Source organism: Comamonas sp. E6 (assembly GCF_001010305.1).
Lineage (GTDB): Bacteria > Pseudomonadota > Gammaproteobacteria > Burkholderiales > Burkholderiaceae_C > Comamonas > Comamonas thiooxydans.
Map to the genome: position 1 here is coordinate 1 of NZ_BBXH01000008.1, position 23,480 is coordinate 23,480.

Here is a 23,480-nt window from a genome sequence, read left to right on the forward strand (position 1 = left end):
GGCGCCTTAATAAGTACGCTCATGTGTTATGAGGGCCTTCAGGATCCGTGCATTTTTGTAGGTTAAGGCCACGGACGGCATTTTTTCCAGTTGCTGTGCTGTCTCAAGGCAGTCATCTATTGAGATACGGTGCCCAGGTTGGATTTGCCTCCGCTGGATTGTTGCCGATGGGTTAACCCAAGCTGCTTGATGGCGGAAGCTTGCTGCGCCTGTGCATCTTCTTCACAGTGAGTAGTAATACCCTGATCACACTAGGAGCTTGCTGTGCAAAAGAGATGGTTGGTGAGCGGCCTGCATTGTGCATCTACGTGAAGTTCATTCCTTGCGAGATTCACGCCGACACGAACGATGGTCTGCATGGCACGATTCCTGATGAATGACGACGCAACTAGCTGGCGAGTCATTGTGGCACTGCGTATTGAACAGACTAAGGTCCCGGGAGTCTTTCGTATTCAACTCAGCTCTGGGCCAAGTCTTGATGACAAGCCTCGCGGCCTTCAGCCACGAGTCACGGTGAAACCACACTTGCTTGCCATGCATAGCTAGGTGCAATGGGCGAAGGCCGTTGAAACTCTTCGGCGGCATTGCTGAGTTGGTTGAGATGAGGCGGATGGTCTGTATATGCTTTGCTCTCTCAGGCGTTGATGCTCAGGAGAGGCTAAAACATTGAGTCTGAGAGCTGGACTGGACCCGCATTCCCGGCAGGATGCCATAACACGGGTCATTCGCTTTTCACACCAGAGGCTTGGGCTCGGAGTTGTTCACCTCTTGCTTGTGGCGTGATCGCTGTGCCCACCCGGACCGGGCGAGGTTTAGGTAATCAGCGCGCGAGTCAACAAATCCACTCCTGCCAGGAAGTCGCCGATGTCCATGGCTTCATGCGGATTGTGCGAGCCATTTTCGTTGCGAATGAAGACCATGGCCGACGGTACTCCCGCATTGGCAAATACTGCCGCATCGTGACCGGCACCGCTTGCCATGCGCTCCAGTTTCATGCCTTGTTCAGCGGCTGCTTCCAGACGGTTCAGCCAGCTTGCATCCATGGTGGCAGGCTCCGTGAACAGGCGTTCGTCGAACTCGAAACGCACGCCGCGGGCGCGCTCTATGGCCTGGCACTCTTCGCGCATCAGGGTATAGAAGCGCTCCAGTGTCTGGGTGTCCTGGCTGCGTACCTCGAAGCTGAAGGCCACTTCGCCGGGAATGACGGAAACGGCATGCGATTGCGCCGAGGTGGAGCAGATGCCCGTGGTCATCACCATGTCCATGCCCATCTGCAGCAGCACGCGCCAGTGTTCGTCCATGCGTGACAGCAGCTCGGCAACCGCCAGCAATGCATCCTTGCGCAGCCAGCGCGGCACGGCGCCCGAGTGGCCGGTTTCGCCGATGCAGCGGATCAGGTTGTGACGGACGTTGCCGCGGATGCCTGTGACCAGGGCCACCGGCCAGCCGCGATTGACCATGACCGGCCCCTGCTCGATGTGCAACTCCAGATAGGCAGATATATTCGCGAGATCCAGCAGCGGCTCGGCGCGTTGAATGGCGTCGATATCGGCGCCGCAGCGCGACATGGCTTCGCTCAACACGCCTGCGCCATCGCGGTGAGGGCGTTTCAATGTGGCGGCGGGCAGCTTGCCCAGCAGAGACAGAGAGCCGAGGTAGGCCTTTCCGTACCAGGCGCTTTCCTCGCCGCGAAGGGCCAGAACGCGCAGTGGCGGAGCCTGTTCGTGGCGGCCGCGCAGCTGAAGCAGCATCAGCATGCCGGCGACAATGCCTGCCAGTCCGTCGAAGTTGCCGCCCTGCGGCACGGAATCGGCATGCGAGCCAACCACGACGCAGGGTTCCGTCCGGTTTTCCTCTGGCAGACTCAGCCACAGGTTGCCGGCTCGATCCCATTCATGGTTCAGGCCCAGATCTTCGGCCCGCTCCTCTAGTATGTGCAGCGCAGCAGTCTCGCCTTCGCCGTAGCTTTCGCGGGTGACGCCAAGGCCGTCGCGGGTGGCATCGCGAATTTCAGAGAGCAGGGCTTGCGCCAGTGCGCTGGTATCCGTCATGGTGTTGCAGGCCATCATGCTCCGCTACCTCCATGTCGGATGGACCAGTCCACAGGCGAGGCCGAGAAGTCCGCCAGCGTGGCTTTTTGCTCGGCACTGAGCTGTCCGCTCGCAAGCAGCGCTTCATGCAGCTGATTCCAGGTCGCCAGAGCATGCAGGGACAAGGCGTGATCGGCCAGGGTGCCTGCTTGGGGGGCATAGAGCGCATAGTCGAGCAGAACCAGCACGTCCTCGACCACGGGACCGGCGCGGCGCAGGGCGGCAACCGTCCCGGCCTTGGAGCGACCGTCGGTGGTGACGTCATCCACCAGCAGGACCTTGGCATCGGCAGGCAGGCGGCCTTCGAGCTGGGCTGTGATGTCCCAGCCGACAGGACGCTTGCGCAGATAGAGCATGGGCAGCTCAAGTCGCTCGGCCAGCCATGCCGCAAAGGCAATGCCCGAGCTTTCGGTTCCCACGATGGCATTGATGCCGCGAGCTGCAATCAGTGGCCGCATGCAGCGGGCTGCGATGTCCATGATTTCGCTGCGCAGAGCGACATCGGACATCAGGACCTGGGCATCCACATAGACCGGGCTGGCCCAGCCCGAGGTGTAGATGAACGGTTGATGCGAAGCAATGCGTACAGCGCCGAGGCCGACCAGGGCCCGGGCAACGCGTGGCGCGTCGGAAGTGGAAAGAAGCATGAGCGTGTATGTTGGCAAAGTGGGCATGTTAAGTAGGCAGGCTTGCGGCAAGAAGTGGCTAAAATTCCTCGAGCCGTTCCAAAACGTGATGGCTTGAGCTGCGCATCTGGGTGTTGACCGCTGCGTCCTGTTTGAAATCCCTGGCTGCGCTTCCGTGCGCCTGCTTGTCATCGCCCCATGTCCGACTTCACTTCGCCGCGCAGCTTTCTGCGCCAGATAGACCTTTCATCGCTGGATCTGTTCGTGCTGATCTGCGAGCATGGCAGTATTGCGCGGGCGGCCGAGCAGGGCGGCATGGTCGCCTCGGCGGTCAGCAAGCGTGTTGCCGAACTGGAATCCCTGGCCCGCACTCCCTTGCTGCTGCGCCATGCCCGCGGGGTGCGCCCGACCCCTGCCGGAGAGTTGCTGCTCGCGCATGCGCGCACGATTCTTCTGGGTGTCGAACACCTGCGCGACGATCTTGGCGAATATGCGCGGGGCGTACGTGGGCTGGTGCGCCTCAGTGCCAATGCCTCCGCCGTGGAGCAGTTCTTGCCCGAGGATATTGCTGTCTTCGTGAAGCATCATCCCGATATCCGCATCGATCTGCGTCAGGCAACCAGTCGCTCGGTAGCGCGTGCCGTGCGCGATCACATGGCTGATCTGGGGGTCTGCAGTCCAAGCGACGAAGTCGAGGGCCTGGAGTCCATGCCGTACCGGCATGAACGCATGGTACTGATCATGCCCAATGACCACGCTCTGGCCCATCATCAGGAACTGGCCTATGAAGAAGCACTGGACTATGCCCAGATCGGTTTGCGCGACAGCAGCATCGTTCAGGAGGTGCTCAATCAGGAAGCCCGCGCCGGCAGACGAATGCTGCGCCAGCGCATCGAGGTCGACAGCCTGAGTGCCATGTGCCGAATGATCGAATGCGGACTGGGTGTAGGCGTCATGCCTGAAGGCGCGTACCAGAGACTGGGCGAGGCTCGTGCTCTGCATGCGGTGCCGCTGACCGATGCCTGGGCAGAGCGCAGCCTCAAGCTGTATGCCAATAGCTTTGCCGACCTGCCTGCGCCGGCCAGACATTTTGCGCAGGCACTGATGCCGAAGGAGTGAGGCAGAGCGGATGGCATGACGCGATATGGGCGCTGCTTGCCTGCCTTTGCTGGAGTTACTTCAGTCGGTCGGCCGCTGTCTGCAATTGCGTGCCTGCAAAGCAATGGGCAAGTGACGCAGACAGCCTGCACGGCCCAAGCACGTCGGTTTGTGGATGACTCCTGAGCGAATCGCCGCCAGGTCTCAGCCTTTCTTTGCAGCCCACAGATGCTGCGCCCACATGCCGGCCAGCATGGCGGCTACAAACAGCCAGACTTGCGGTGCAAGGGTCGCCAGATTCATCAGCGCCGGGCCGGGGCAAAAGCCTGCCAGTCCCCAGCCTATGCCAAACAGGGCTGAGCCTGTCAGCAGCTTGCGATCAATGACGGTGCTGGTGGGCAGTTGCATGGGCTCGCCCAGCAAAGCGGTCTTGCGGCGCTTGGCCCAGGTGAAGGCAATCAAGCCTACGGCGATGGCTCCGCCCATGACGAAGCCCAGCGAAGGATCCCATCGACCGAAAAAATCCAGAAAGTTCTGCACCTTGGCGGGGTTGCCCATACCCGAAAGAATCAGACCCAGGCCAAACACCAGTCCGCAGAGCAAGGCTGCAATATTGATGATCATGATGTTCTCCTTGCTGGCTCAAGCAACGATATGGCGCATCACGAACACGGTGATGGCGCCCGTGGCGATAAAGGTTGCCGTAGCGGCCAGAGAGCGCGGCGACAGGCGTGACAGACCGCAAACGCCGTGGCCGCTGGTGCAGCCCGAGCTCATGCGTGTGCCGAAGCCTACCAGCAGGCCGGCGGCGATGATGATTGCCGGGCTGGAAGGCAGCTGCATGGCTGGCAGCGGGGCAAACAGCGACCAGACCAACGGCGCGGCAACCATGCCCAGGATGAATGCCAGGCGCCAGCCCCACTGCTTGACGGAAGACCAGGTCGGCAACTGCAGCAATGCACCGGTAATGCCGCTGATGCCGGCCACGCGACCCAGCAAGGCAATGAGCAGGGCAGCGGACAGACCGATCAGCAGGCCGCCGACCAGAGATGTCCAGGGTGTGAATTCACTCCATAAGATATTCATGCTGTCTCTCCTGATTGGCAGAACAATTGATACAAGGTTTGCATCAGCTGCAGGGCGCGGGCATCGGCCAACTGATACCAGATGAATTTGCCTTCGCGGCGGGTGGTGACCAGACCCTCACGCCGCAAAATGCCCAATTGCTGGGACAAGGTAGGCTGGGACACGCCTGTCAGTTGCTCCAACTCGCCCACGGTGCGCTCCTGCAGGGAGAGCTGGCACAGCAGCAGCAGTCGGTCTTCATTGCCCAGTAGCTTGAGCATGGCCACAGCTTCGCCTGCATGGGTTCGCATGGCATGCAAATCCAGCGTGGCCTGTGCTTCGTCAAAGGTTGATGAGCTCACTGTTTCACTTTTCAAAATATTTTCATATATTATATAAAAAAGTAAATTAACTGGTGTGCTTCGATGTTTCGGGTACATCGTTTTAGGAGTCACCATGTCCGCCAATGTGATGCATATCGAGCCGTTTTTTGATGCGGCTACCGGTACCGTGAGCTATGTTCTGGCCGATACGATCAGTGGTCAGGCGGCAGTGATTGACCCGGTGCTGGATTTCGAGCCCAAATCCGGCACCCTGAGCAGCCGCTCCGCGGACAAGCTGATTGACTATGTGCGAGCCAATGGCTGGCAGCTGCAGTGGATTCTGGAAACTCACGCTCATGCGGATCATCTTTCCGCGGCCCAGCATATCCGTCACCATCTGGGCGGCAAGGTGGCGATCGGTGCCCATATCCGCGATGTGCAGGCCGTGTTTCGCAAGATCTATCACTTCGAGCGCAGCTTCTTGCCTGACGGCAGCCAGTTCGACCATCTGGTGCAGGATGGCGAACGTCTGCCGTTGGGGCAGCTGGAGTTGCTGGCCATGCATGTGCCCGGCCATACTCCGGCCGATATGGCCTACCGTGTGGAGGATGCCGTGTTTGTGGGCGATACCTTGTTCATGCCCGATGTGGGCACGGCACGTGCCGACTTTCCCGGCGGCGATGCGGCGACGCTCTATCGTTCGATTCGGCGCATCCTGGAACTACCTGGGCAGACCCGCATTTGGGTCGGCCACGACTACCCGCCGGCTGGGCGCAAGCCGCAATGGCAGACCACGGTACAGGCCCAGCGCGACAGCAACATCCATGTGCATGATGGCGTCAGCGAGGCGGAGTTTGTGCAGATGCGCACTGCACGCGACGCCACGCTGGATATGCCCACGCTGATTTTGCCTTCGGTGCAGGTCAATGTGCGTGCCGGCAAGCTGCCGCCTGCACAGGACGATGGCCGTACCTATATTCAGCTGCCCATCAATGCTTTTGCCAAGAATGGGCAGCTTCCGCAGGGTCTGCAGCAGTGATTAACGCGCTGTGCTGCTCTGACTGGCGCTGGCCGCGCGCGTGCTGTTCAGCTCATTGAGCTTGAGCTGCAGGCGCACCATGTGCTCGGCATAAACCAGCACTTCCTGCGTGGGCAGAGGCTTGGCAACACGCGCGGAATAGACCTTCAGTGCGCCTTGAGCCACCTCGGGGTCATCGCTGTCCGCATACCAGGCCCAGTCGGCCAGATGGGAGGCCAGCTCCGGATTGCTGTCTGCCAGCGCCACTGCACGCTGAATCACCGGCCTGGCACCGCCGGCTAGCTGCACGATTTCTTTGGCCTCATTGGCCAGGGGCGCCGGGCGCCAGTGCGATGGAATATCGTCCCACCAGCCGCTGTACTCGCTGACCACCATGCGGCCGATGTCCTTGGCAGAGACATAGAGCTCGCGCGCATCGCTGCGCTTGGCAAGCTCCGGCGGTAGCGCCACTTTTTCAATGACCTGATCGCGGCGTACTCCGCTGTTGAGGCCAGCCACCACTTGCTTGGAGATGCTATCCAGCATCTGGGCCTGGGCGGGCAGTCGGTCCTGAATTTCCTCGGGTTTGGTGATGGCCGGGCCATGGGCAGGCAGCAGCAGCTCGGGCTTGAGGGCTGCCATATCGCGCAGAGCCTGGGCCCATTCCTCGGGGTAGCGCTGGCGGCGCTTGCCGTTGCCGGCATTGGGCAAGAAGTCCTGAAAGTAGTCTGCACTGGCCACAATCTTGCGGCCCGGCACGGCAACCCAGATCTGGTCTTCGGTCTCACCGCGCGCATGGGTCAGCACAAAGTCCTCACCACCAATCCTGAGTGTGGTCTTGCTGTGGAAGGTCTGCGTGGGCCTAACTGCATCTGCCCAGGTGCGGGGCACATCGGCCGCGCCTTGCTGATTGTTGCGCGCAATCAGCCCGTTGCTGCGCATGTCCAGCTCCATCTGCGTGATGAAGCGCTGCTCGGTGACCACACGTGGCTTCTGGTCCATCAAGGCCCAGGCGCCAAAGGCATGGTCGGCATGGAAATGCGTGAGGATGACGGTGTGCAGCGGCTTGTTGCTGAGCTTCTTCAGCGTTTCTGCCAGCGCGGGGCCGGCGGGTGCATAGCCGCTATCGACCAGTACCAGACCTTCATCGGTCTCAAACACCACCACATTGACGATGGGAAAGCGCAGCAGCCAGGTGCGCGGGGCCAGCTCTTGTACCTTGAGCTTGGCGCGTGCGTCGGCAATCGCGTTCTGGTTGGTGCGACTGTACATATTGTTGGCCACCGCGATGGACAGCTCGGCGCCAAAGCCTCCGCCTTCCTTGATGGATTGGACCATCTGGGGATTGGCTTTGTAGACCTGGGCCCGTGCTGCCATATAGGCCGGATTCTGGATACCCGAGACAGCGCGATCATCCGGCTCGTGGGCTTGTGCAGTGCCCATGCCCAGCTGGCTCAGTGCCAGCGCCATGCTCAGAACGCTCAAGGAATGTTGTGAGTGTTTTTTCATGAAGAGACCTCTTGCGACTATTCGGGCTTGATGGGTTGAACGGGCTCCAGAATCCAGGAGGGATCGAGCACCTCGGGCCAAGGCTGGTAGGCACGGGCCATCAGGTAAAACAGGTTTTCCTTGGGTGTCGGCAGCCAGTTGGCACGCTTTTCGGGGCCGGGGTCCGTGGGTTGCAGCCAGATGTCCAGACTACCGTCGGCATTGAACTTCATGCCCTTGGTACGGTCGCCAATGGAGTAGCGGTTGATGGGGTTGTCCACCATGTACTGACCACCAGTCACGAATTCATAGAGAGAGATGGACCAGAAGGCATCGGCGGGCAGGCGACCTTGGGGCAGATGCAGGCGGTAAGCCTGTCCCTTGCCGAGAGCCTGATTGTTACCGTCCACACTGGCAGCGAAATAAGTGGCTTCTGCGGCCTCCAGGCCCAGGATGCCGCCCGACATGGCTGCCGACTGGGCACGCATGGCGTAGTTGCTGCCAAACCCGTCAGGCAGGCGATAAGGCGTCCAGCCGTTTCTGCGTCTAGGGTCTGCCGTCTTGCGGTCGGCATTCAGGCGATTCTTGAGCTCGTTTTTCTCGATCTCGGGGGCCAGTGCCAGCCAGCGCTGCTGCACGGGCTCTGGCAGCTTGTCCCAGCTGCAGGCCGCGCCACAGATGCCGACGCGGGCAAAGCGCTCAAGCAGCTTTTGTTCCGTGCCGGGAGGAGGGTTGCGCACCAGAGCCTCGTTGGCCACATCGACAAAGCGGCCCCAGTCCTGCGCTCGGGGCTTGAGACGCGGGCCGTCCTCGGTCGTTGGGAGCACCGGTGCTATGCGAAAGCCGTCCTGAACAGCATGGGCGGCCTTGAGGTCGTCTTCGCCGGTGACAAGCACCCGCAGATTCAGGTAGACATCGCGTGTGGGTGCTCTGACGATCTGATCCACCTGCGGAATCTTGCCGCTCCAGCGCGGGCCGACCAGGGCGACCTTGCGTGACTTTGTGCCCCCAATGCGCCTGCCCACGTAGGAGAAGGTATTGAGGTCTGCGCCAATCATGGCGATCACGTAGTAGCGGCCATGGGTTTCGGGCAGGGACAGCACCAGTGGAGATTTCTCCAGATCCAGCCAGGAGGTGGAGTAGAAGGTGTCTCGAATCGGGCCGTTGGCCCAGCGGTCCTTGGGCGTGGCCAGGTGGCGCGAGTGGCGGAAGTGGTTGAGCGTGGTGGCGGTGGGTGAGTCTTTGACCTCCAGGGCTTCATGCCGCATTTTCATGAATTCCTGATAGGGGTAGGCGTAGAGCATGGCCTCGCGGATCAGGCTGTCCAGAGCCTGGTCTTCGGTGGCTGCGGAAGTCTGGGCATGGGCATGGGCCATGCCCAGGCAAAGGCCCAATGCAGCAGTCGCCATGGCGCGCAGCCCGGCGCGGTTCAAATTTGACATGTGATTGAGATAGTGTTTTTGCAGTGATGTCCGGGGCCTGCGCTTTCTTCATCGAGGCCCGGACTTGTCTCCCGCGAGCAGTTGGTGACGCATGCTCAGGCGATGGTCTTGGTGCCGGGCGTGCTCAGGTGCCGGCGTTGCGCGTGGCTTCAGGGGTGAACATGGATGGGTTCATGTCTCCCTTGTTGAGCACGGGGCCCTTGGGGCGCTCCTGGAACATGTTGTAGGCCACGTAGCCGCCACCAATCAGGTCGTGGTAGAAGGCCGTGCCTGCATGCCAGGCGTTGGAGTCGAACGCGTAGTAGTAATTGATGAGGCCTTGCTGCCACAGATTGCCGCGTGCATCGTAGAAGTCGCTCATCACGGCGTGGCCGGTGTCTTCGTCAAGGAAAAGCACGCGCTTGCCATAGAGATGGCGATAGCCTTCCTTGAGCGTGGCTTCCAGCACCCAGACGCGGCGCAGTTCATAGCGCATGTAGTCGGGGTTGGCATGGCCGGGCTTGAGCAGATCGGCGTACTTCACGGTATTGGTGTGAATCTTGTACGCATTGGCGGGAATGTAGATTTCCTTCTTGCCCAGATTCTTCCAGTTGTAGCGCTCGGGCGAGCCATTGAAGAGACGGTCGGAGTCAATCGTCATCTTGGCGCCCACGCCGCCGCCCATGGGCTGGTCAAAGCCGTACTCGGGAATCTGGCGCACCCGGCGTGTACCCGGGTCATAGCTCCAGCCCAGACGCTTGTCCTTGCCGAAGTTGACCGGCTCACGGCTGACGCTGACCCCGCCTTTTTCGCGCTCGGGCAGCTTGACCGCATTCATGCCCTGGGCCATGGTGCCTTCCAGCGGCTTGCCGGCCTGCTCGGGGGAGTTCAGCAAGCTCATGCTGCGGTTGTCGGCGCGGCCGAAGACGGTGGAGCCATCCTGCATCACGTAGGCGTTGTCACGCAGTGTGTGTTCGGTGAACGAGCGCAGCGGAAACAGGTTGTTGAAGGCCAGCTCCATGCCGGTCTTGGGGAAGGGGAACGGTATGGCCCCCTTGACTGCGTTGTCGGCGCCCATTCCGTCGGCGCTGATCACGGCGTTCTGCGCATTGGCTTTGGCCGAGGCGCAAGCAAAGTCCGGATAGCGGAAGTCACGATGGCCCGGATACACGGGGATGCTGAAGGTCTTGGGATAGCGCGCGAACATGGCCTTCTGGCCTTCGGTCAGATTGGCGGCGTACTTGGCGACATTCTCGGCCGTGATGGAGAACAGGGGCTTTTCACTGGCATAAGGGTCCACAGGGTGCTGACCCGCATGCGGCGTGTACTGAATTCCAGGTGGTGTTCCCAGCCATTTGCCCGTGTATTCGGGCACGCCGCTGGCGGTGCCGGCCTTTTCGGCGCCGATACAGGTCAAGGACTTGCCCAGCTTTTCAATTTCTTCGGGGCTGCCTTTGGCGGCGGCTGCACCAGCCATGACGCTGGTCACGGTCAGCGCGATCAGGGCGCGGTAGCTCAGGTTGCTTTCCATCACGAATCCTCAAAGATGTATGTGTGCAGCATTTGCACTATCGATCTGCCCGCGAATCGGGCCAAGGTCTAGTCCAGGTCAGCTAGTCGCTGACTTGACGCCTGTCGATGAATTCAATGTTCAAGCGAGCTTTGCGGCTCACCATCGCTCGTTTGGACTAGCCCGTAAGGTCTATCGAAGTCACCTCAGAGACAGACTGCTGCTCCAGCCCTGCGCTGACTCGGGCAAGCAAGGGAAAACCTGTGGTGATTGACCTAGGGAAAACCAAGATGAAAATGCGCATGAGGAATATCAGGCGTGATGCTTTTGAAAGCGAAAGGCCACCATGGGCCGGGCGGCGTAGGCCGTAAGGACTACCGGTGTCCCAAGGCTCAAGTGACGAAGTGCCTGCTTTGCTGCCGGGCGTTGCCCTTGCTTGGCTCAGTTGCCGGGCATGCCAAACAGGTCATGAGCATCCAGCAGGGCCCAGGCAATCTCGGGCTTGCGCTCCAGTCCCTTGCGGATCGCGGCGGGAATGCTCTGGCGCGTTTTGCGGCATAGGCCCGGCAGGTCGCCGAGATCGATCTGGATGCCGCGCATGGTGCGAACCTCGTTGTTGCCTGGGGTGATGCGTATCTCCAGGCCCAAGAGCGCGTGAATGCGCTGCTGCATATGCTCGAGATCAACCAGGCTGCTGATGCTCTCCAGGCGCTGCAGCAGCTTTTTCTCCTCTTCGCGCGTGAGCTGCAGAATGCGCAGATCCGCATCTGGCGTGCCAAGCAACTGCTCCCGTCGGCAGTCGCAGGCGCCGGGCGGGCATTCAACACGGATGGGCAGGTGGAGCGGCTGCATAGGGTGGCAGAGAAAACCAGAGGCAGATGCAAGCATGCTAAGGCCTGCAGTGCCGTGCCGCCAGTGGGGGCAGGCCCGGGCAAGGCCGGCGTTTGATGGCTTGCTGGGGGTGCCATAAGTGAATTCACTTGTCCCAGTTGCTCTCAGGTTTGCCTAGACTCAGGCATTATTGAGGGTTACTACTAAAAGTAGGCTGGCTTGATCTGCCGGCATCTACCAGAACGAAGGCCTGCATTGCCCGCTGCCCGGCAGCGCTGCAGCTGGGATGGGATCAATCACTTTTTATAGCGTCAATCGCATTGTTCATGCGTGATTCGCGATATTTTTCATGATAGAAATTCGGGATTTATCCCTGACATACCAAGGCCCCAAGGGCCCGGTGCACGCCTTGCGTGGCATCAATCTGGAAATCGCTTCGGGCGAAGTATTCGGCATCATCGGCCGCTCCGGCGCGGGCAAAAGCTCGCTGGTGCGCTGCCTGAATCTGCTCAACCGCCCCACGGAAGGCAAGGTCATCGTCAACGGACGCGACCTCATGCAGCTGTCCGACGGCGAGCTGCGCGCTGCGCGCCGCGACATCGGCATGGTGTTCCAGCACTTCAATCTGCTGTCCTCGCGCACCGTGTATGACAACGTGGCCCTGCCGCTGGAGCTGGCCGGTATTTCCAAGGACGAGATTTACCAGCGCGTGACGCCGCTGCTGGAGCTGGTGGGCCTGGATCATCTGGCCGATCGCTATCCGGCCCAGATTTCCGGTGGGCAGAAGCAGCGCGTGGGCATTGCCCGGGCGCTGGCCAGCAACCCCAAGGTTCTGCTGAGCGACGAAGCCACGTCGGCACTGGACCCCGAAACCACGCGCTCCATTCTGGACCTGCTGCGCAAGGTCAATCGTGAGCTGGGCGTTACCGTGGTGCTGATCACCCACCAGATGCTGGTGATCAAGCAGATTGCCGACCGCGTGGCCGTGATCGACGGCGGCGAGATCGCCGAGCTGGGGCCTGTGATCGATGTCTTCACCCGGCCTCAGAAGGCGATCACCAAGAGCCTGATCGACGAAATCGTGCCGCAGCAACTGCCCGAGTCGGTGATGACGCGTGTGAACCAGCTGGCAGCACAGTTGCAGCCCGGCCAGCAAGGCCAGCTGTTGCGTCTTTCCTATGCGGGTGAGAGCGCCTATCAGCCCATTTTGTCGCACCTGATTCGCGAACTGGGTCTGGATCTATCGATTCTGCACGGCCAGATCGACGAGATCCAGGAGCAGACCTTTGGTTCGCTGGCGGTGTATGCCAGCGGCGAGGCCGCCAAGATTGACGCGGCCGTGGAGCACCTGCGTGCCAGCGGTGTGCAAGTGCAGATCGTGTCCAGCAAGGATTGAGAGCGATGTTTGAGAATTTTTCGGAAATGATGCTCCAGCTGCTGCTGGATTCCTTCTGGGAGACGCTGATCATGGTTGGCGTCTCGGGCCTGATCGGCGGTTTGATCGGTATTCCGCTGGGCGTTTTCCTGCGCCTGACCGACCATGGGGGCATCTTGCAGAACGGCCCGGCCAACAAGGTTGTCGGCTGGATCGTGAATGCGCTGCGCTCCACCCCCTTCATCATCTTGCTGGTGGCCATCATTCCGCTGACGCGTCTGATCACCGGCTCCTCCATCGGCACCTGGGCGGCCGTGGTGCCGTTGACGATTGCGGCGGCGCCTTTTGTGGCCCGTCTGGTGGAGACTGCCTTGCGTGAAGTCGATGGAGGCCTGATCGAAGCGGCCCAGTCCATGGGTGCGACCACCGGCCAGATCGTCTGGAAGGTGCTGCTGCCCGAGGCGCTGCCTGGCATCGTCGCGGGTCTGACCATCAGTTTCGTCAGCCTGACCGGCTACTCGGCCATGGCGGGTGCCATCGGCGGTGGTGGCCTGGGCGACCTGGGTATTCGCTACGGCTACCAGCGTTTCTTGCCCGACGTGATGCTGGTCGTGGTGATTATCCTGATCTTCTTTGTTCAAGCCATTCAAAGCCTGGGCGACTGGGCCGTGCGCCGTCTGAGCCATCGCTGAGCACTGGCGTACATTACAAAAAATTAAGAAAAGGGCTGCTACCTGGAAACAGGCGCCGCCCTAAAATGCAGGTTCAAGATTTTTTGAAAGGCCGCTCTTGCTCAAGGGCGGCCATGATTTTTTCTGGGTAGATAACAGCAAATGATGGATGGTTTGATTACCGGCCGACTGACCGGCATCCCCGAGAGTCGCGTAGACCGCAACCGCCGCCCCTATATGGTGGCCCGCATGCGAGCCAATGCCGGCGACGGCTCCTCGATTCCCGTGAATATCGTCGCTTTCGACAACGCACCCTGCGCCGTGCTGCGCAGTCTCTCCGAAGGCGATGCGATTGCCTTGCGCGGCAGCTTCACGCCCAAGGTCTGGATCGACAGGCAGGACGAGTCCCATGCTGTGCTCGACGTGGTGGCCCAGCAGGTGCTGGCAGCACCCACGATGTCCGATCTTTGACAGCCTGTGCATGCAGACAAGCCCGCTACCGTGAAGGAGCGGGCTTTTTTGTGGGCGCTTGGGTTGCCGCATTCAAGCCGTTAAGGCTTGCATTGCCAATCTGTAGTTTGCATCTGAGCAATCTGTCTAAGAAACAGCGCTCCGGCACATGAAACTGACGCTACAGTCTTAGCCACTCTCAATCTTTGGCACAAGGAATCTGCATGTTGAACAAGCGCTCGCTTTTGCGCACCACATTGGCCGTGGCTGCTGTGGCCACCCTGGGTTTTGCCGCCCAGGCCCAGGACAAGACCATCAAGATCGGCGTGACCGCCGGCCCCCACGCGCAGATCATGGAAGTGGTCAAAAAGGTTGCTGCCAAGAATGGTCTGAATCTCAAGGTCATCGAGTTCGGCGACTATGTCCAGCCCAATGCGGCGCTGGCCGCCGGCGACCTGGATGCCAACAGCTACCAGCACCGCCCCTATCTGGATGCTCAGCTCAAGGATCGTGGCTACAAGATCAGCTGGGTGGCCGACACGGTGAATTTCCCTATCGGCATCTACTCCAAGAAGATCAAGGCTTTGTCCGAGCTCCCCACCGGCGCCAAGTTCGGTCTCCCCAACGACCCCACCAATGGCGGCCGCGCGCTGCTGCTGCTGCAGACCCAGGGCCTGATCAAGCTCAAGGAGGGTGCAGGCCTGAAGGCGACGCCCCTGGATGTGGTGTCCAACCCCAAGAAGCTCAAGTTCGTCGAGCTGGATGCAGCCCAGTTGCCACGTTCGCTGGACGATCTGGATGCCTCCACCGTCAACACCAACTTCGCGATCTCGGCAGGTCTGAACCCCAAGAAGGATGCGATTGCGCTGGAGTCGGCCAAGAACCCCTATGTGAACATCATGGTGGTGCGTGATGCCGACAAGAATCAGCCCTGGGTCGCCCAGCTGATCAAGTCCTATCACTCCGACGAGGTGCGCCAGTTCATCGACAAGGAATTCAAGGGCTCGGTCTTCCCGGCGTTTTGATGACTACCCCCTGAGGCGCTTCGCGCCTTGCCCTGGCCGGACGCCCCCAAGGGGGACCACAGCCTCGCTGCGGGGTGGCGCCTGTTTGACGGGCATCGAACTAAGCGCTGCACTTGCAGCGCTTTTTTATGCTCTTTATTGAATAGCTGCTAGCGCTTTTTACTATTGGGTTTCAGGTGGAAAATACCTTGAAATATATTGCTGGATTGCGCTAGCAGCTATTGTTATTTTGGCTACTCCATTGACTGAAACCACTCGCCCAGCGGCGCACGCGTGGTCTGGGTCTGGTTGACGGGGGCGGTCTCGTCGGCCCAGCCCAGGGCCAGGCCGCAGACGATGTGCTTGTTCTCGGCCAGGCCCAGCACGCGGCGCACGGTAGCCGGGTACGAGGCCAGGGCGCCGATGGCGCAGCTGCCCAGGCCCATGGCGGCGGCCGCCAGTTGCAGTCCGTAGAGCGTCATGCCCAGGTCCATATAGCCACCGGGGCCGTAATGGGCGTCGATGGTGACGACCAGCGCCACGGGTGCATCGAAGAAGCGGTAGTTGCGCGCAAATTGCGCTTCGCGCCCGGCGCGGTCGTCGCGCGCCACGCCAAGGGCGCCGTAAAGCGCCTGTGCCGAAGCCACCTGGCGCTTGCGCAGCTGCATGGGCATGGGGCGCGGAAAGTAGGCGTAGTCCTCGCATTCGGGTACCTGGCTTTCAACGTCCTGCAGCAGGGCTGCAGTCAGTTGCTCGCGCAGCTTGCCGCGTACCGCGATCAGCTGGCCTGGTTGCAGATTGCCGCCGCTGGGCGCCTGGCGCGCCGTCAACAGCAGCTTCTCCAGCAGCGCGTCAGGCACGGCATCGGGCAGAAAAGCACGTGTGGAGCGGCGCTGCTGCATCAGCGCCATGCCTGCCGGCAAGTCGAAGCCTTCAGATGTTTTTACGACTGAACCGTTGCTGGACATGGGGTAATAGCTATCAAAAATGAATTCAGGGAGCGGCTTGCAGCCATTGCACCAGGGTTGCCGCTCCGATGCCGCCGGCACCGGCGATGGCCGCCAGGCCGAGTCCGGCCTCGGGTGTCGATGACTGGGCCTGATACTCAAGCTGAGCCAGGCAGCGCACCAGCGCAATCGCGCCTGACGCGCCGATAGGGTGCCCGCGCGCCAGGCCGCCGCCCGCGTTGTTGATCTGCTCGGGCGCAAGGCCCATTGCGGCGCAAAAGGCCAGGCCTTGAACGGCAAAGGCGTCATGCAGTTCGATGGCCGAAAGATCCCGGGCCAGCAACGGCGACTGGTGCGGCCTGACCAGCGCATGGCTGCCTCGGGCCAGCGCCATCTGCGCCGCCGCAATGGCCGCCAGCAGCGGTGTTTCGGGCGCGGCGCCCACGCTGGCGCTGGCCAGCCATTGTGCGCGGGGCTGCAGATTCCAGCGTGCGCAGGCCTCGGGCGTGGCCAGCAGGATCAGGGCCGCACCATCGGCTTTGGCCGAGATGGTCAGGGGGCTGAGTGCGTGGGCCGCTATATCGTCGGCACTCGCGCCCTCACAGCTGCCCCGGGCCAGGGTCGGCATGCGCGCGGCACGTGCAGGCTGCAGCGCGCGCGGATAGGCATCGGCCTCAAGTCCTGCCATGGGCACGATTTCCGGGGCGAGCTGCGTCTGGGCGGCCAGGGCCCGGCTGTGGCTCAGCAGCGCGTACTGCTCTTGCTGGCTGCGGCTGAATCCATGCGCGAGCGCATAGTCGGCCGCCGATTGCAACATATCGGGATCGCGCTCGGGATCGGGCGCAAATGGCGGGCGCTCGTAGCTTTGGGGTTGCTCGCCTGGGAGCTGCGGGCGGGTCTGGCGAATGGGGGCGCGGCTCCAGGCCTCGATGCCGCCGGCAATCACTACCTCGGCCTGACCCGAGTGCAGCAGACCCACGGCAATGGCCACCGCATCCAGGCCCGAGCAGCACTGGGTATCGATGGTGTGCGCGGCGCAGCCGTCGGGCAGGCCTGCGGCCAGTGTCAGCATGCGCGCCGGGTTGCCGCCAGCGCCCAGGGCGTTGCCGACGATCACCGCATCCACGGCATGGGCCGGCAATCCGCTTTGCTGCAGCAGTGACAGCAGCAGCGGCCGGCCCAGTTCATGAGGGCTGAGCTGGGCCAGGGCCGAGCCTAGCGGAGCCACCGGGCTGCGTGCCCAGGCAATGATGGGGGTCTTGCTTGGCATGGGCCTCAACTCTGCCACGGCCGCAATGAGGGGAGCAGGGCAGGGGATATGGCAGCTCCCGCAGGCCCGTCCATGCTGGCGCGCAGGGCCTGGGCCAGTTGGCCGTGGTCGGTCTTGCCGCTGGCTGTCTGCGGCCAGTGTTCGCAAACCCACCACTGGCGCGGCACCTTGAAGGCTTCGGTGCGCTCGCGCAGCCACTGGTTCAGCTCCAGGGCCGAAGGCGCCTCGGTCTGCGGCCTCCATTGCAGCACAGCGTGTACCTGCAGGCCTCGCAGCGCATCGGCCTGGCCGTGCAGCGAGACCTGGGCAATCGCCGGGTGGCTGGCCAGCAGGTTCTCCACTTCCTCGGGAAACAGGTTCTTGCCCTGGGTGACGATCATGCGGCTTTGGCGGCCTGCCAGGCACAGCATGCCACGTTCGTCGATATGACCCATGTCGCGCACGGACAGCCAGTCGCCATCGCGCAGCACGGCCGTGCCGTCATGGGCGTCGCCCACATAGTCCATGAACAGCATGGGACTGCGGATATAGATCAGGCCGTCGCTGGCATGGCTGGTGTCATGCTCGGCCAGCGCATTCTCTGCGGCATCGCTGCCGGTGGGGCGAATGGATAGCTCCACATTGCTGAATGGCCTGCCCACTGCCTGCGGGCCGCTGGCTTCGTCGGCATCCATCCAGGCGACAAAACTGGCTTCGGAGGCGCCATAGAACTCGATGATGCGGGCCTTGGGGAACAGAGCGCGCAGCGCCGGCGTGTGGGCGCGCATCCAGCGCGCGCCGCTGATGGTGATCAGCTCGACCTCGGGAATCGGTGCGAGCTGCCGATGCTCGGCCCATTGCAGCATCAGCAGCAACTGGCTGGGCACGGCGACCAGACAGGGGGTATCGCCGCGCGCCAGGGTTGCGAGACAGCGCGAGGCAGAGAACTTCTCCTGCATGACGGCGCCGCAGCCATACCAGATGCCTTGCATGGCGCCGAACAGAAACAGCGAATGCGAGATGCGCCCCGGTGCCAGCGTGCGCTGGGCGACGACGGGGCCGAAATCCTGCAGGCCGACGCGAAAGCTCTCCGTCCACGACAGATGGTGGCGCTTGAAGCCCTTGGGCAGGCCAGTGCTGCCCGAGGTAAAGCCGGTATAAAAGGCTGCCGTCGGTGCTGCCGATTCCAGCTCGCAGGGCTGCGCGGGCAGCCAGCTTTCAATGCGCTGGCGCACGGTAGGTTGCCAGTCGGGGTCGGCAACCGCCGCGCAGCGGCCGCTGTGGATCACGGCCAGAAAGTCCACCAGCCGCTCCAGCGTTGAGCGGCTGGCATCCAGCAGCAGCATTTGCGGTGCGCGTTGCGCCACCAGGCGTGCCGAGCGCTGCTCGACCTCGGCATGCAGATCGCCAAAGGTCCAGGAGCCGGCCTCGCTCTGCAAGGCCACAACATCGGGCCGGTGTTGCGCCCAATAGGCCAGCGGGCCATGAACCAGCTGCCAGAAACCCTGCAGCGGTGCCGCCGCGGACAGCGCGTTCACCGGCGACCGCCAAAACGCCAGTCAGGCATTCCGCGTGCCACGGTGTGGACGATGATGGCGCAGAGAACACATTTGATGAAGTCGCCGGGGACAAAGGCCAGCGTCACGGCAAAGGCCTGACTCAGGCTCATCTTGGCGATCAGCATCAGGCCCAGCACGCCAAAGGCATGCAGGCACAGCAGGCCGCCGATCAAGGAGGCGATGAAGGCGCTCAGCGCCGTGCGACGCGGCGTGCTCTGCGGCAGGGCAGCCATGATGGCGCCAGTGATGCCTGCGGCCAGCATGTAGCCGACCAGATAGCCGGCAGACGGTGCCATGAAGACTCCGATGCCGCCGCGGCCGCCAGACAGCAGGGGCAGGCCTACGGCCACGGCCGCGAGAAACAGCGCCATGGACTGCAGACCGCGCCAGGGCCCGAGCATGACGCCGGCCAGCATCACGCCCAGCGACTGGATGGTGATGGGCACGCCGAACGGCAGGTCGATCTTGGGAATCAGGCCCATCACGGCCATCAGGGCGGCGAACAGCGATACCTGAGCCATGGAGCGTGCGCCGCCGCGCGATACGGTGTGAGAGGGTGTGGTAGTCATCAATGCTCTCCTAGAAACCCAGTCTTGCCCAGAGGGCATCGGCCACACGGCGCGTGGCCTGCAGCATATGAATCGTCAACGGTGCAATCAGGCGCAGGCCGCCGCTTTTGCCGGTGCGCAGGCGGTATGCCTCGTCCAGCTTTGTCCATTGCACAAAGAAATGTTCGGTAAAGCGCAGCATGAGTGCAAGCTGCATGGCCACGCGCTCGGTGGGGATGCCCAGGCGGGCCAGCGGGGCGAGCAGCCATTCCAGTACCTCGACCAGATCGCTGGGGCGGGTGGTGATGGTCAGCGCAATGCCCAGGGTCGAGGCGCAGATCAGCCGCAGACTGCTGACGGCTGCCAGCAAAGGGTTGCCCATGAAGGCATGAAAGCCCGCCACCAGCAGCGCCGCGACGATAACCGAGCGCATCAGCCGGCGCGCCACCTGTGTGGCCTCGCCCAGCGATATCCAGAGAACCAGGCAAGCCACGCCGCAGCACGCCAACGCCCAGGGGTTGGCTATCAGAAACAACAGCGTACCGAAAACCGCCAGCAGCAAGAGCTTGAGGCCGGCCGACCAGCGATGCAGCCAGGTCGCAACTTCGCTGTAGAGGCTACCCATGCAGGTCTCCGTGCGGGCTTTTCTTCAGCAACTGCTCCTGTACGGAGGTCTCGTAGGCGCTGCAGATGTCGCGGCCAGGGCCGTCGCCACGCAGCCGGCCTTGCTCCAGCCAGATCACGCGCTCAAAGTCGCGCACATGGTCAAGCACATGGGTGGAGACCAGCACCTGTTGCGGTGCGGTGGCAATATCCTGGGCCAAGCGGGCCTGACCGGGCAGGTCCAGGCTGGCAAAGGGCTCGTCCAGCAGCAGCAGTTGCGGCGCCGCAATCAGCAGCGAGAGCCAGCACACCTGCTGGCGCTGGCCCTGGCTCAGACTGCTGACGGCCCGCTCGGCCCAGTGGGCCAGGCCGCGTGCGGCCAGCAACTCGCGTGCCCTGGCTCTGGCTTGCTGCTTGCTCAGGCCCTGAGGGCGAAGACCCAGGGCCAGTTCTTCCTCCACGGTGGGGAAGATGATCTGATCGTCCGGATTCTGGAACATCAGGCCGATCAGGCCGGGCTTGTGCTGGCGGGCCTGCAGCAAGGGCATGCCATCCACCAGTACTTGTCCGGCCTGGGGCAGCTCGAGCCCGCAAAGCAGGCGAAACAGGCTGGACTTGCCCGCGCCGTTGTTGCCGATCACGCCGATGCGCTGTTCCGTCAGGGCCAGGTTCAAACCGTCAAACACCTGGGTCTGGCCGCGCTGCAGCCGTATGTCGACCAACTGCACGCCCTGTTGGGCGGGGCTTTGCAAACCGTCACTCATACATCAGCTCCGGCTGCTGAAATGGCAGGGCTGCAAGGTGCCGGGCTGGAATGTGGATGGCAAGAAGCGAAAAGGGCTGACATACGGAGGAGTCTGAAACCGTGCCCCGGCTTAAAACATACGAGGCAGCGCTGGTGGCGGATTCTAGCGCTGTGAATTTGCTTTCAAAAGCCCGCCATCTGAGCTCTTTTTATGTGAATTTCCTATAAGAAATGATTTCTTTACTTTGGGGAGTCACCTGTTGCCATTTGCCCTGCATTTCGTAGAAGTTGCACGCCTGATGGCAGCGTGTTGCAGAGTGAAGAATTTCTGTGTGCCGTTCATGCCTGCTTCAGGGGCTAACTTCGCTCAAACTGCACGAGCGCCGGCGTGAAGATTCGTGAGATTGGACGTGGATAGCCATGTTTTGACGTGGCTTGCACTGCTGAAGGGCGCAAGCTTGCTGGAGGCATCTACCGTCAGGCAGTCAAACCGGCGCGGGATTGGCGGCTTTCGGGCTCAAACAGGCAGATTGCAGGCACCAAATATTTTTCTGAAAAATCGTCTTTGATCTGTCCGGACATGAAAAAAGCGGGCACCAGGCCCGCTTGCTGCTGTCCGATTATGCGGATGACATGCCTAGAACTGGTAGCTGAGGCTGGTTCCGGCCATCCATTGGCGCCCCGGGGCCGGTTCGTAGTAGCGGCCCTCGGGCTTGGTCGCTTCGTTGACGATGACCGAGCCCACATAGTTCTTGTCGGTCAGATTGTCGACGCGGGCAAAAGCACTGAGCTTCCAGGCGCCCAGGCGTTTGGTGTAGCCAACGCTCAGGCTGGCAACGTTGTAGCTGGGGGCATAGACCTGGTTCTTGTCGTCAGCGGCAATACGGCCCACATGACGCCAGTCCAGGCCCACACGCCAGTCGGTGGCGGGAAGCCATTCCAGTCCCAGGTAGCCCAAATGCCTGGCCGTGCCGGCAATACGGTTGCCGGCGGGAGTGCAGTCCTGGCCCTTGCTGTCGCAATAGCCGCTGCGCAGGCTGGCATCAAGCAAGGTCAGCGCGCCGCTCAGGCGCAACTGGGGCATCAGCCAGGTGCTGGTGCTCAGCTCCATGCCGCGGCGGCGGGTCTTGCCGGCATTCTGATAAGAGGTGCGGCCGTTGTCGTTGCTGGCCACCACAATTTCATCGTCGGTCTGGGTCTGGAACAGTGCGGCAGACCAGTCGCCGCGCAGTCCGGCCACATTGAAGCGTTGCTTGATGCCCAGCTCGGCACTGGTCGATACCGCAGGTTTGAGGCCGAAGTTCAGACCGCCCGCCAGATCGGGGCGGTACGAGATCTCGTTGAAGGTCGGTGTTTCCATGCCGCGACCCAGCGAGGCATAGATATTGGTGTCCTGATTGAGCTCGTGCTGGAGCGAAACAACCGGCAGCAGCTTATGGAATCCGGCATTGCCGCTGTCGTTCTTGTCTGCCAGGAAATGGTCGCGCGATTGGAACTGCACATTGCTCCAGCGCAGGCCGGCATCGAGCTTCCAGCGCGGTGCAAAGGCCCAGGAGGCTTGCAGATAGGGGTCTATGCTGGTGAGGGTGTTGCGCTCGTCGCGCACCAGCTCGCCGACCACGCCCAGCTGGTTGCCCGCAAAGTTCTTGTAGCCCTGACGGTCTTCCCTGACAGTGTTGGCGGCCAGGCCGGCAATCAGGCTCAGGCTGCCGCTGCCCAGCTCGTATTTGCCGCTCCAGCGCGCATCGATGCCGCCATAGTCGCGCTTGAGACCGATCACTCCGCCTCTGTAGCCGGTCTGCGATGCCTTGGGTGTGGACTGGAACTGCATCATTTCGCGCTGACCGGCATAGGCCATGAGGCGCAGCGCCTGGCCGCCGTCCAGCTGGCGCTCATAGGTCAGGCCGGCCTGGGTTTGCTTCACGCTTTTGCGCGAATCGTAGAGCAAGGGGTTGGACGCCACAGCCTTCGGATCTGCCGCCCAGTCCTTGGGCGTGATGCCGCCGGGGTCCTTGGCATCGATGTCCACATGGTTGGCGACCAGGGTTAGCTGGCTGTATTCGTCGGGCTTGACATCGATGCGGGCGTTGAACAGGTTTTTGTCCGCCGCGCTCTGGGCCCGGTAGCCGTCGGTGAGAAAACGGCTGGCGCTGAGCACATAGCCAATCCCGTTGGTTTCGCCCTTGGCCTTGAGGCCCAGGCGCTTCTGGCCGTCGCTGCCCAGTGCAAAGCTGCTTTGCACCGAGGGCGCGCCTTCACCACGTTCGGTATAGGCATTGATCACTCCGCCAGAGGCGTTGCCGTAGAGGGCGGAGTAAGGACCGCGCAGCACTTCCACGCGCTCCAGCGAGGCGATATCGATATTGTTGGTCTGACCCTGGCCATCGGGCATGGTGGAGGGGATGCCGTCCACATAGATCTGTATGCCGCGCACGCCGAAGGTGGATCGTGCGCCAAAGCCGCGAATCGACAGCTGCAGGTCTTGCGCGTAGTTCTGACGGTTCTGCAGCTGCAGACCCGGAGCTGCACTCAGGGACTCCGAGAGATTGACCTGCAGATTGCGCTCGCGCATGCGCTCGCCGTCGAGCACGGTCACGGAGGCCGGGGTTTGCTCAAGTGCAGACTCCTGCAAGGTGCTGCGCACGGTGACTTCGGACAACTGGGGCAGTTCCGGCTGGGCGGCGGCTTGCTGGGCTGTTGCGGACTGTGCCGTCAGCAGCAGTCCGGCGGCGGCCACAGGCCAGCCTGCCAGATGACAAAGGCGCGAAAAATGCATGTGAATATCTCTGGGGCTTGGGGCGGGCATTCAGTGCCCTGGATGGCTTGCAAGCTCTGCTGACGCAGTCCATCGACGCGACA

22 protein-coding genes are annotated in these 23,480 nt (G+C 62.0%); 6 read left to right on the forward strand and 16 right to left on the reverse strand.

The features are described from left to right. Positions 1-812: 812 nt before the first annotated feature. Both CSE6_RS06760 and CSE6_RS06765 read right to left on the reverse strand, forming a co-directional pair. Positions 813-2,069 carry a hydantoinase/carbamoylase family amidase gene (locus tag CSE6_RS06760; protein ID WP_059440164.1) on the reverse strand — a complete coding sequence of 419 codons (1,257 nt, stop codon included), beginning with the start codon at positions 2,067-2,069 and terminating at the stop codon, positions 813-815. Then, a complete protein-coding gene (locus CSE6_RS06765; RefSeq protein ID WP_034351981.1) occupies positions 2,066-2,737 on the reverse strand; it encodes an orotate phosphoribosyltransferase in 672 nt (223 codons plus the stop codon). Before CSE6_RS06765 ends, CSE6_RS06760 begins: the two co-directional genes overlap by 4 nt. 177 nt (positions 2,738-2,914) lie before the next feature. Between CSE6_RS06765 and CSE6_RS06770 the strand changes: the two genes are divergently transcribed. Continuing rightward, positions 2,915-3,835: a LysR family transcriptional regulator gene (locus CSE6_RS06770; RefSeq protein WP_003070090.1), complete on the forward strand. Its 921-nt coding sequence runs from the start codon at positions 2,915-2,917 to the stop codon at positions 3,833-3,835. A 183-nt stretch (positions 3,836-4,018) separates the two neighbouring features. Here CSE6_RS06770 and CSE6_RS06775 read toward each other — a convergent pair whose 3' ends face one another. Genes CSE6_RS06775 through CSE6_RS06785 form a run of 3 tightly spaced genes read right to left on the reverse strand, consistent with a single transcriptional unit; the run spans position 4,019 to position 5,241 of the window. Next, positions 4,019-4,438 carry a YeeE/YedE family protein gene (locus tag CSE6_RS06775; RefSeq protein WP_059440165.1) on the reverse strand — a complete coding sequence of 140 codons (420 nt, stop codon included), beginning with the start codon at positions 4,436-4,438 and terminating at the stop codon, positions 4,019-4,021. Between the two features lie 18 nt (positions 4,439-4,456). Further along, positions 4,457-4,900, reverse strand: coding sequence for a YeeE/YedE family protein (locus CSE6_RS06780; protein ID WP_059440166.1), 444 nt, complete (start codon positions 4,898-4,900; stop codon positions 4,457-4,459). Further along, positions 4,897-5,241: a helix-turn-helix transcriptional regulator gene (locus tag CSE6_RS06785; RefSeq protein ID WP_034351989.1), complete on the reverse strand. Its 345-nt coding sequence runs from the start codon at positions 5,239-5,241 to the stop codon at positions 4,897-4,899. Before CSE6_RS06785 ends, CSE6_RS06780 begins: the two co-directional genes overlap by 4 nt. Positions 5,242-5,335: 94 nt before the next feature. Between CSE6_RS06785 and CSE6_RS06790 the strand changes: the two genes are divergently transcribed. Beyond that, positions 5,336-6,241, forward strand: coding sequence for an MBL fold metallo-hydrolase (locus tag CSE6_RS06790; RefSeq protein WP_059440167.1), 906 nt, complete (start codon positions 5,336-5,338; stop codon positions 6,239-6,241). Here the strand turns inward: CSE6_RS06790 and CSE6_RS06795 are convergent, their stop codons facing one another. From CSE6_RS06795 to CSE6_RS06810, 4 genes are all read right to left on the reverse strand, one after another. Continuing rightward, the gene (locus CSE6_RS06795) at positions 6,242-7,729 is read right to left on the reverse strand and encodes an MBL fold metallo-hydrolase (protein WP_059440168.1); all 1,488 of its coding nucleotides are present in this window, start codon (positions 7,727-7,729) and stop codon (positions 6,242-6,244) included. It abuts the gene before it with no gap. A 17-nt stretch (positions 7,730-7,746) separates the two neighbouring features. After that, a complete protein-coding gene (locus tag CSE6_RS06800; RefSeq protein WP_059440169.1) occupies positions 7,747-9,150 on the reverse strand; it encodes a DUF1254 domain-containing protein in 1,404 nt (467 codons plus the stop codon). Between the two features lie 124 nt (positions 9,151-9,274). Then, positions 9,275-10,660 (reverse strand): DUF1329 domain-containing protein, encoded by a 1,386-nt coding sequence (locus CSE6_RS06805; RefSeq protein ID WP_059440170.1) that lies wholly within the window; start codon positions 10,658-10,660, stop codon positions 9,275-9,277. Positions 10,661-11,080: 420 nt separating this feature from the next. Beyond that, positions 11,081-11,491, reverse strand: a complete 411-nt coding sequence (locus CSE6_RS06810) for a hypothetical protein (RefSeq protein WP_034352000.1) — start codon at positions 11,489-11,491, stop codon at positions 11,081-11,083. A gap of 328 nt (positions 11,492-11,819) precedes the next feature. On the opposite strand from CSE6_RS06810, the gene CSE6_RS06815 reads away from it, so the two are divergent. The 4 genes from CSE6_RS06815 to CSE6_RS06830 all read left to right on the forward strand — a co-directional run bounded on the left by CSE6_RS06815 (position 11,820) and on the right by CSE6_RS06830 (position 14,991). After that, a complete protein-coding gene (locus tag CSE6_RS06815; protein WP_003070063.1) occupies positions 11,820-12,866 on the forward strand; it encodes a methionine ABC transporter ATP-binding protein in 1,047 nt (348 codons plus the stop codon). A gap of 5 nt (positions 12,867-12,871) precedes the next feature. After that, positions 12,872-13,537, forward strand: coding sequence for a methionine ABC transporter permease (locus tag CSE6_RS06820; protein WP_003070061.1), 666 nt, complete (start codon positions 12,872-12,874; stop codon positions 13,535-13,537). A 141-nt stretch (positions 13,538-13,678) separates the two neighbouring features. Next, positions 13,679-13,987 carry a single-stranded DNA-binding protein gene (locus CSE6_RS06825; RefSeq protein ID WP_012838140.1) on the forward strand — a complete coding sequence of 103 codons (309 nt, stop codon included), beginning with the start codon at positions 13,679-13,681 and terminating at the stop codon, positions 13,985-13,987. 203 nt (positions 13,988-14,190) lie between these two features. After that, positions 14,191-14,991, forward strand: coding sequence for a MetQ/NlpA family ABC transporter substrate-binding protein (locus CSE6_RS06830; RefSeq protein WP_039048614.1), 801 nt, complete (start codon positions 14,191-14,193; stop codon positions 14,989-14,991). Positions 14,992-15,224: 233 nt separating this feature from the next. Here the strand turns inward: CSE6_RS06830 and CSE6_RS06835 are convergent, their stop codons facing one another. The 7 genes from CSE6_RS06835 to CSE6_RS06865 all read right to left on the reverse strand — a co-directional run bounded on the left by CSE6_RS06835 (position 15,225) and on the right by CSE6_RS06865 (position 23,397). Next, positions 15,225-15,938, reverse strand: coding sequence for a nitroreductase (locus CSE6_RS06835; RefSeq protein ID WP_059440171.1), 714 nt, complete (start codon positions 15,936-15,938; stop codon positions 15,225-15,227). Positions 15,939-15,963: 25 nt separating this feature from the next. Continuing rightward, a complete protein-coding gene (locus CSE6_RS06840; protein ID WP_059440172.1) occupies positions 15,964-17,187 on the reverse strand; it encodes a thiolase family protein in 1,224 nt (407 codons plus the stop codon). Between the two features lie 5 nt (positions 17,188-17,192). Beyond that, positions 17,193-18,704, reverse strand: a complete 1,512-nt coding sequence (locus tag CSE6_RS06845; RefSeq protein WP_059440173.1) for an AMP-binding protein — start codon at positions 18,702-18,704, stop codon at positions 17,193-17,195. Beyond that, the gene (locus CSE6_RS06850) at positions 18,701-19,294 is read right to left on the reverse strand and encodes a biotin transporter BioY (RefSeq protein WP_034379560.1); all 594 of its coding nucleotides are present in this window, start codon (positions 19,292-19,294) and stop codon (positions 18,701-18,703) included. The genes CSE6_RS06845 and CSE6_RS06850 overlap by 4 nt, the downstream gene beginning before the upstream one ends. 10 nt (positions 19,295-19,304) lie before the next feature. Beyond that, positions 19,305-19,898 carry an energy-coupling factor transporter transmembrane protein EcfT gene (locus CSE6_RS06855; RefSeq protein WP_034352018.1) on the reverse strand — a complete coding sequence of 198 codons (594 nt, stop codon included), beginning with the start codon at positions 19,896-19,898 and terminating at the stop codon, positions 19,305-19,307. Next, positions 19,891-20,640, reverse strand: a complete 750-nt coding sequence (locus CSE6_RS06860; RefSeq protein ID WP_059440174.1) for an energy-coupling factor ABC transporter ATP-binding protein — start codon at positions 20,638-20,640, stop codon at positions 19,891-19,893. The genes CSE6_RS06855 and CSE6_RS06860 overlap by 8 nt, the downstream gene beginning before the upstream one ends. Positions 20,641-21,258: 618 nt before the next feature. Next, entirely contained in the window at positions 21,259-23,397 is a 2,139-nt protein-coding gene (locus tag CSE6_RS06865) for a TonB-dependent receptor (protein ID WP_059440175.1), read from the reverse strand. Positions 23,398-23,480: the final 83 nt, after the last annotated feature.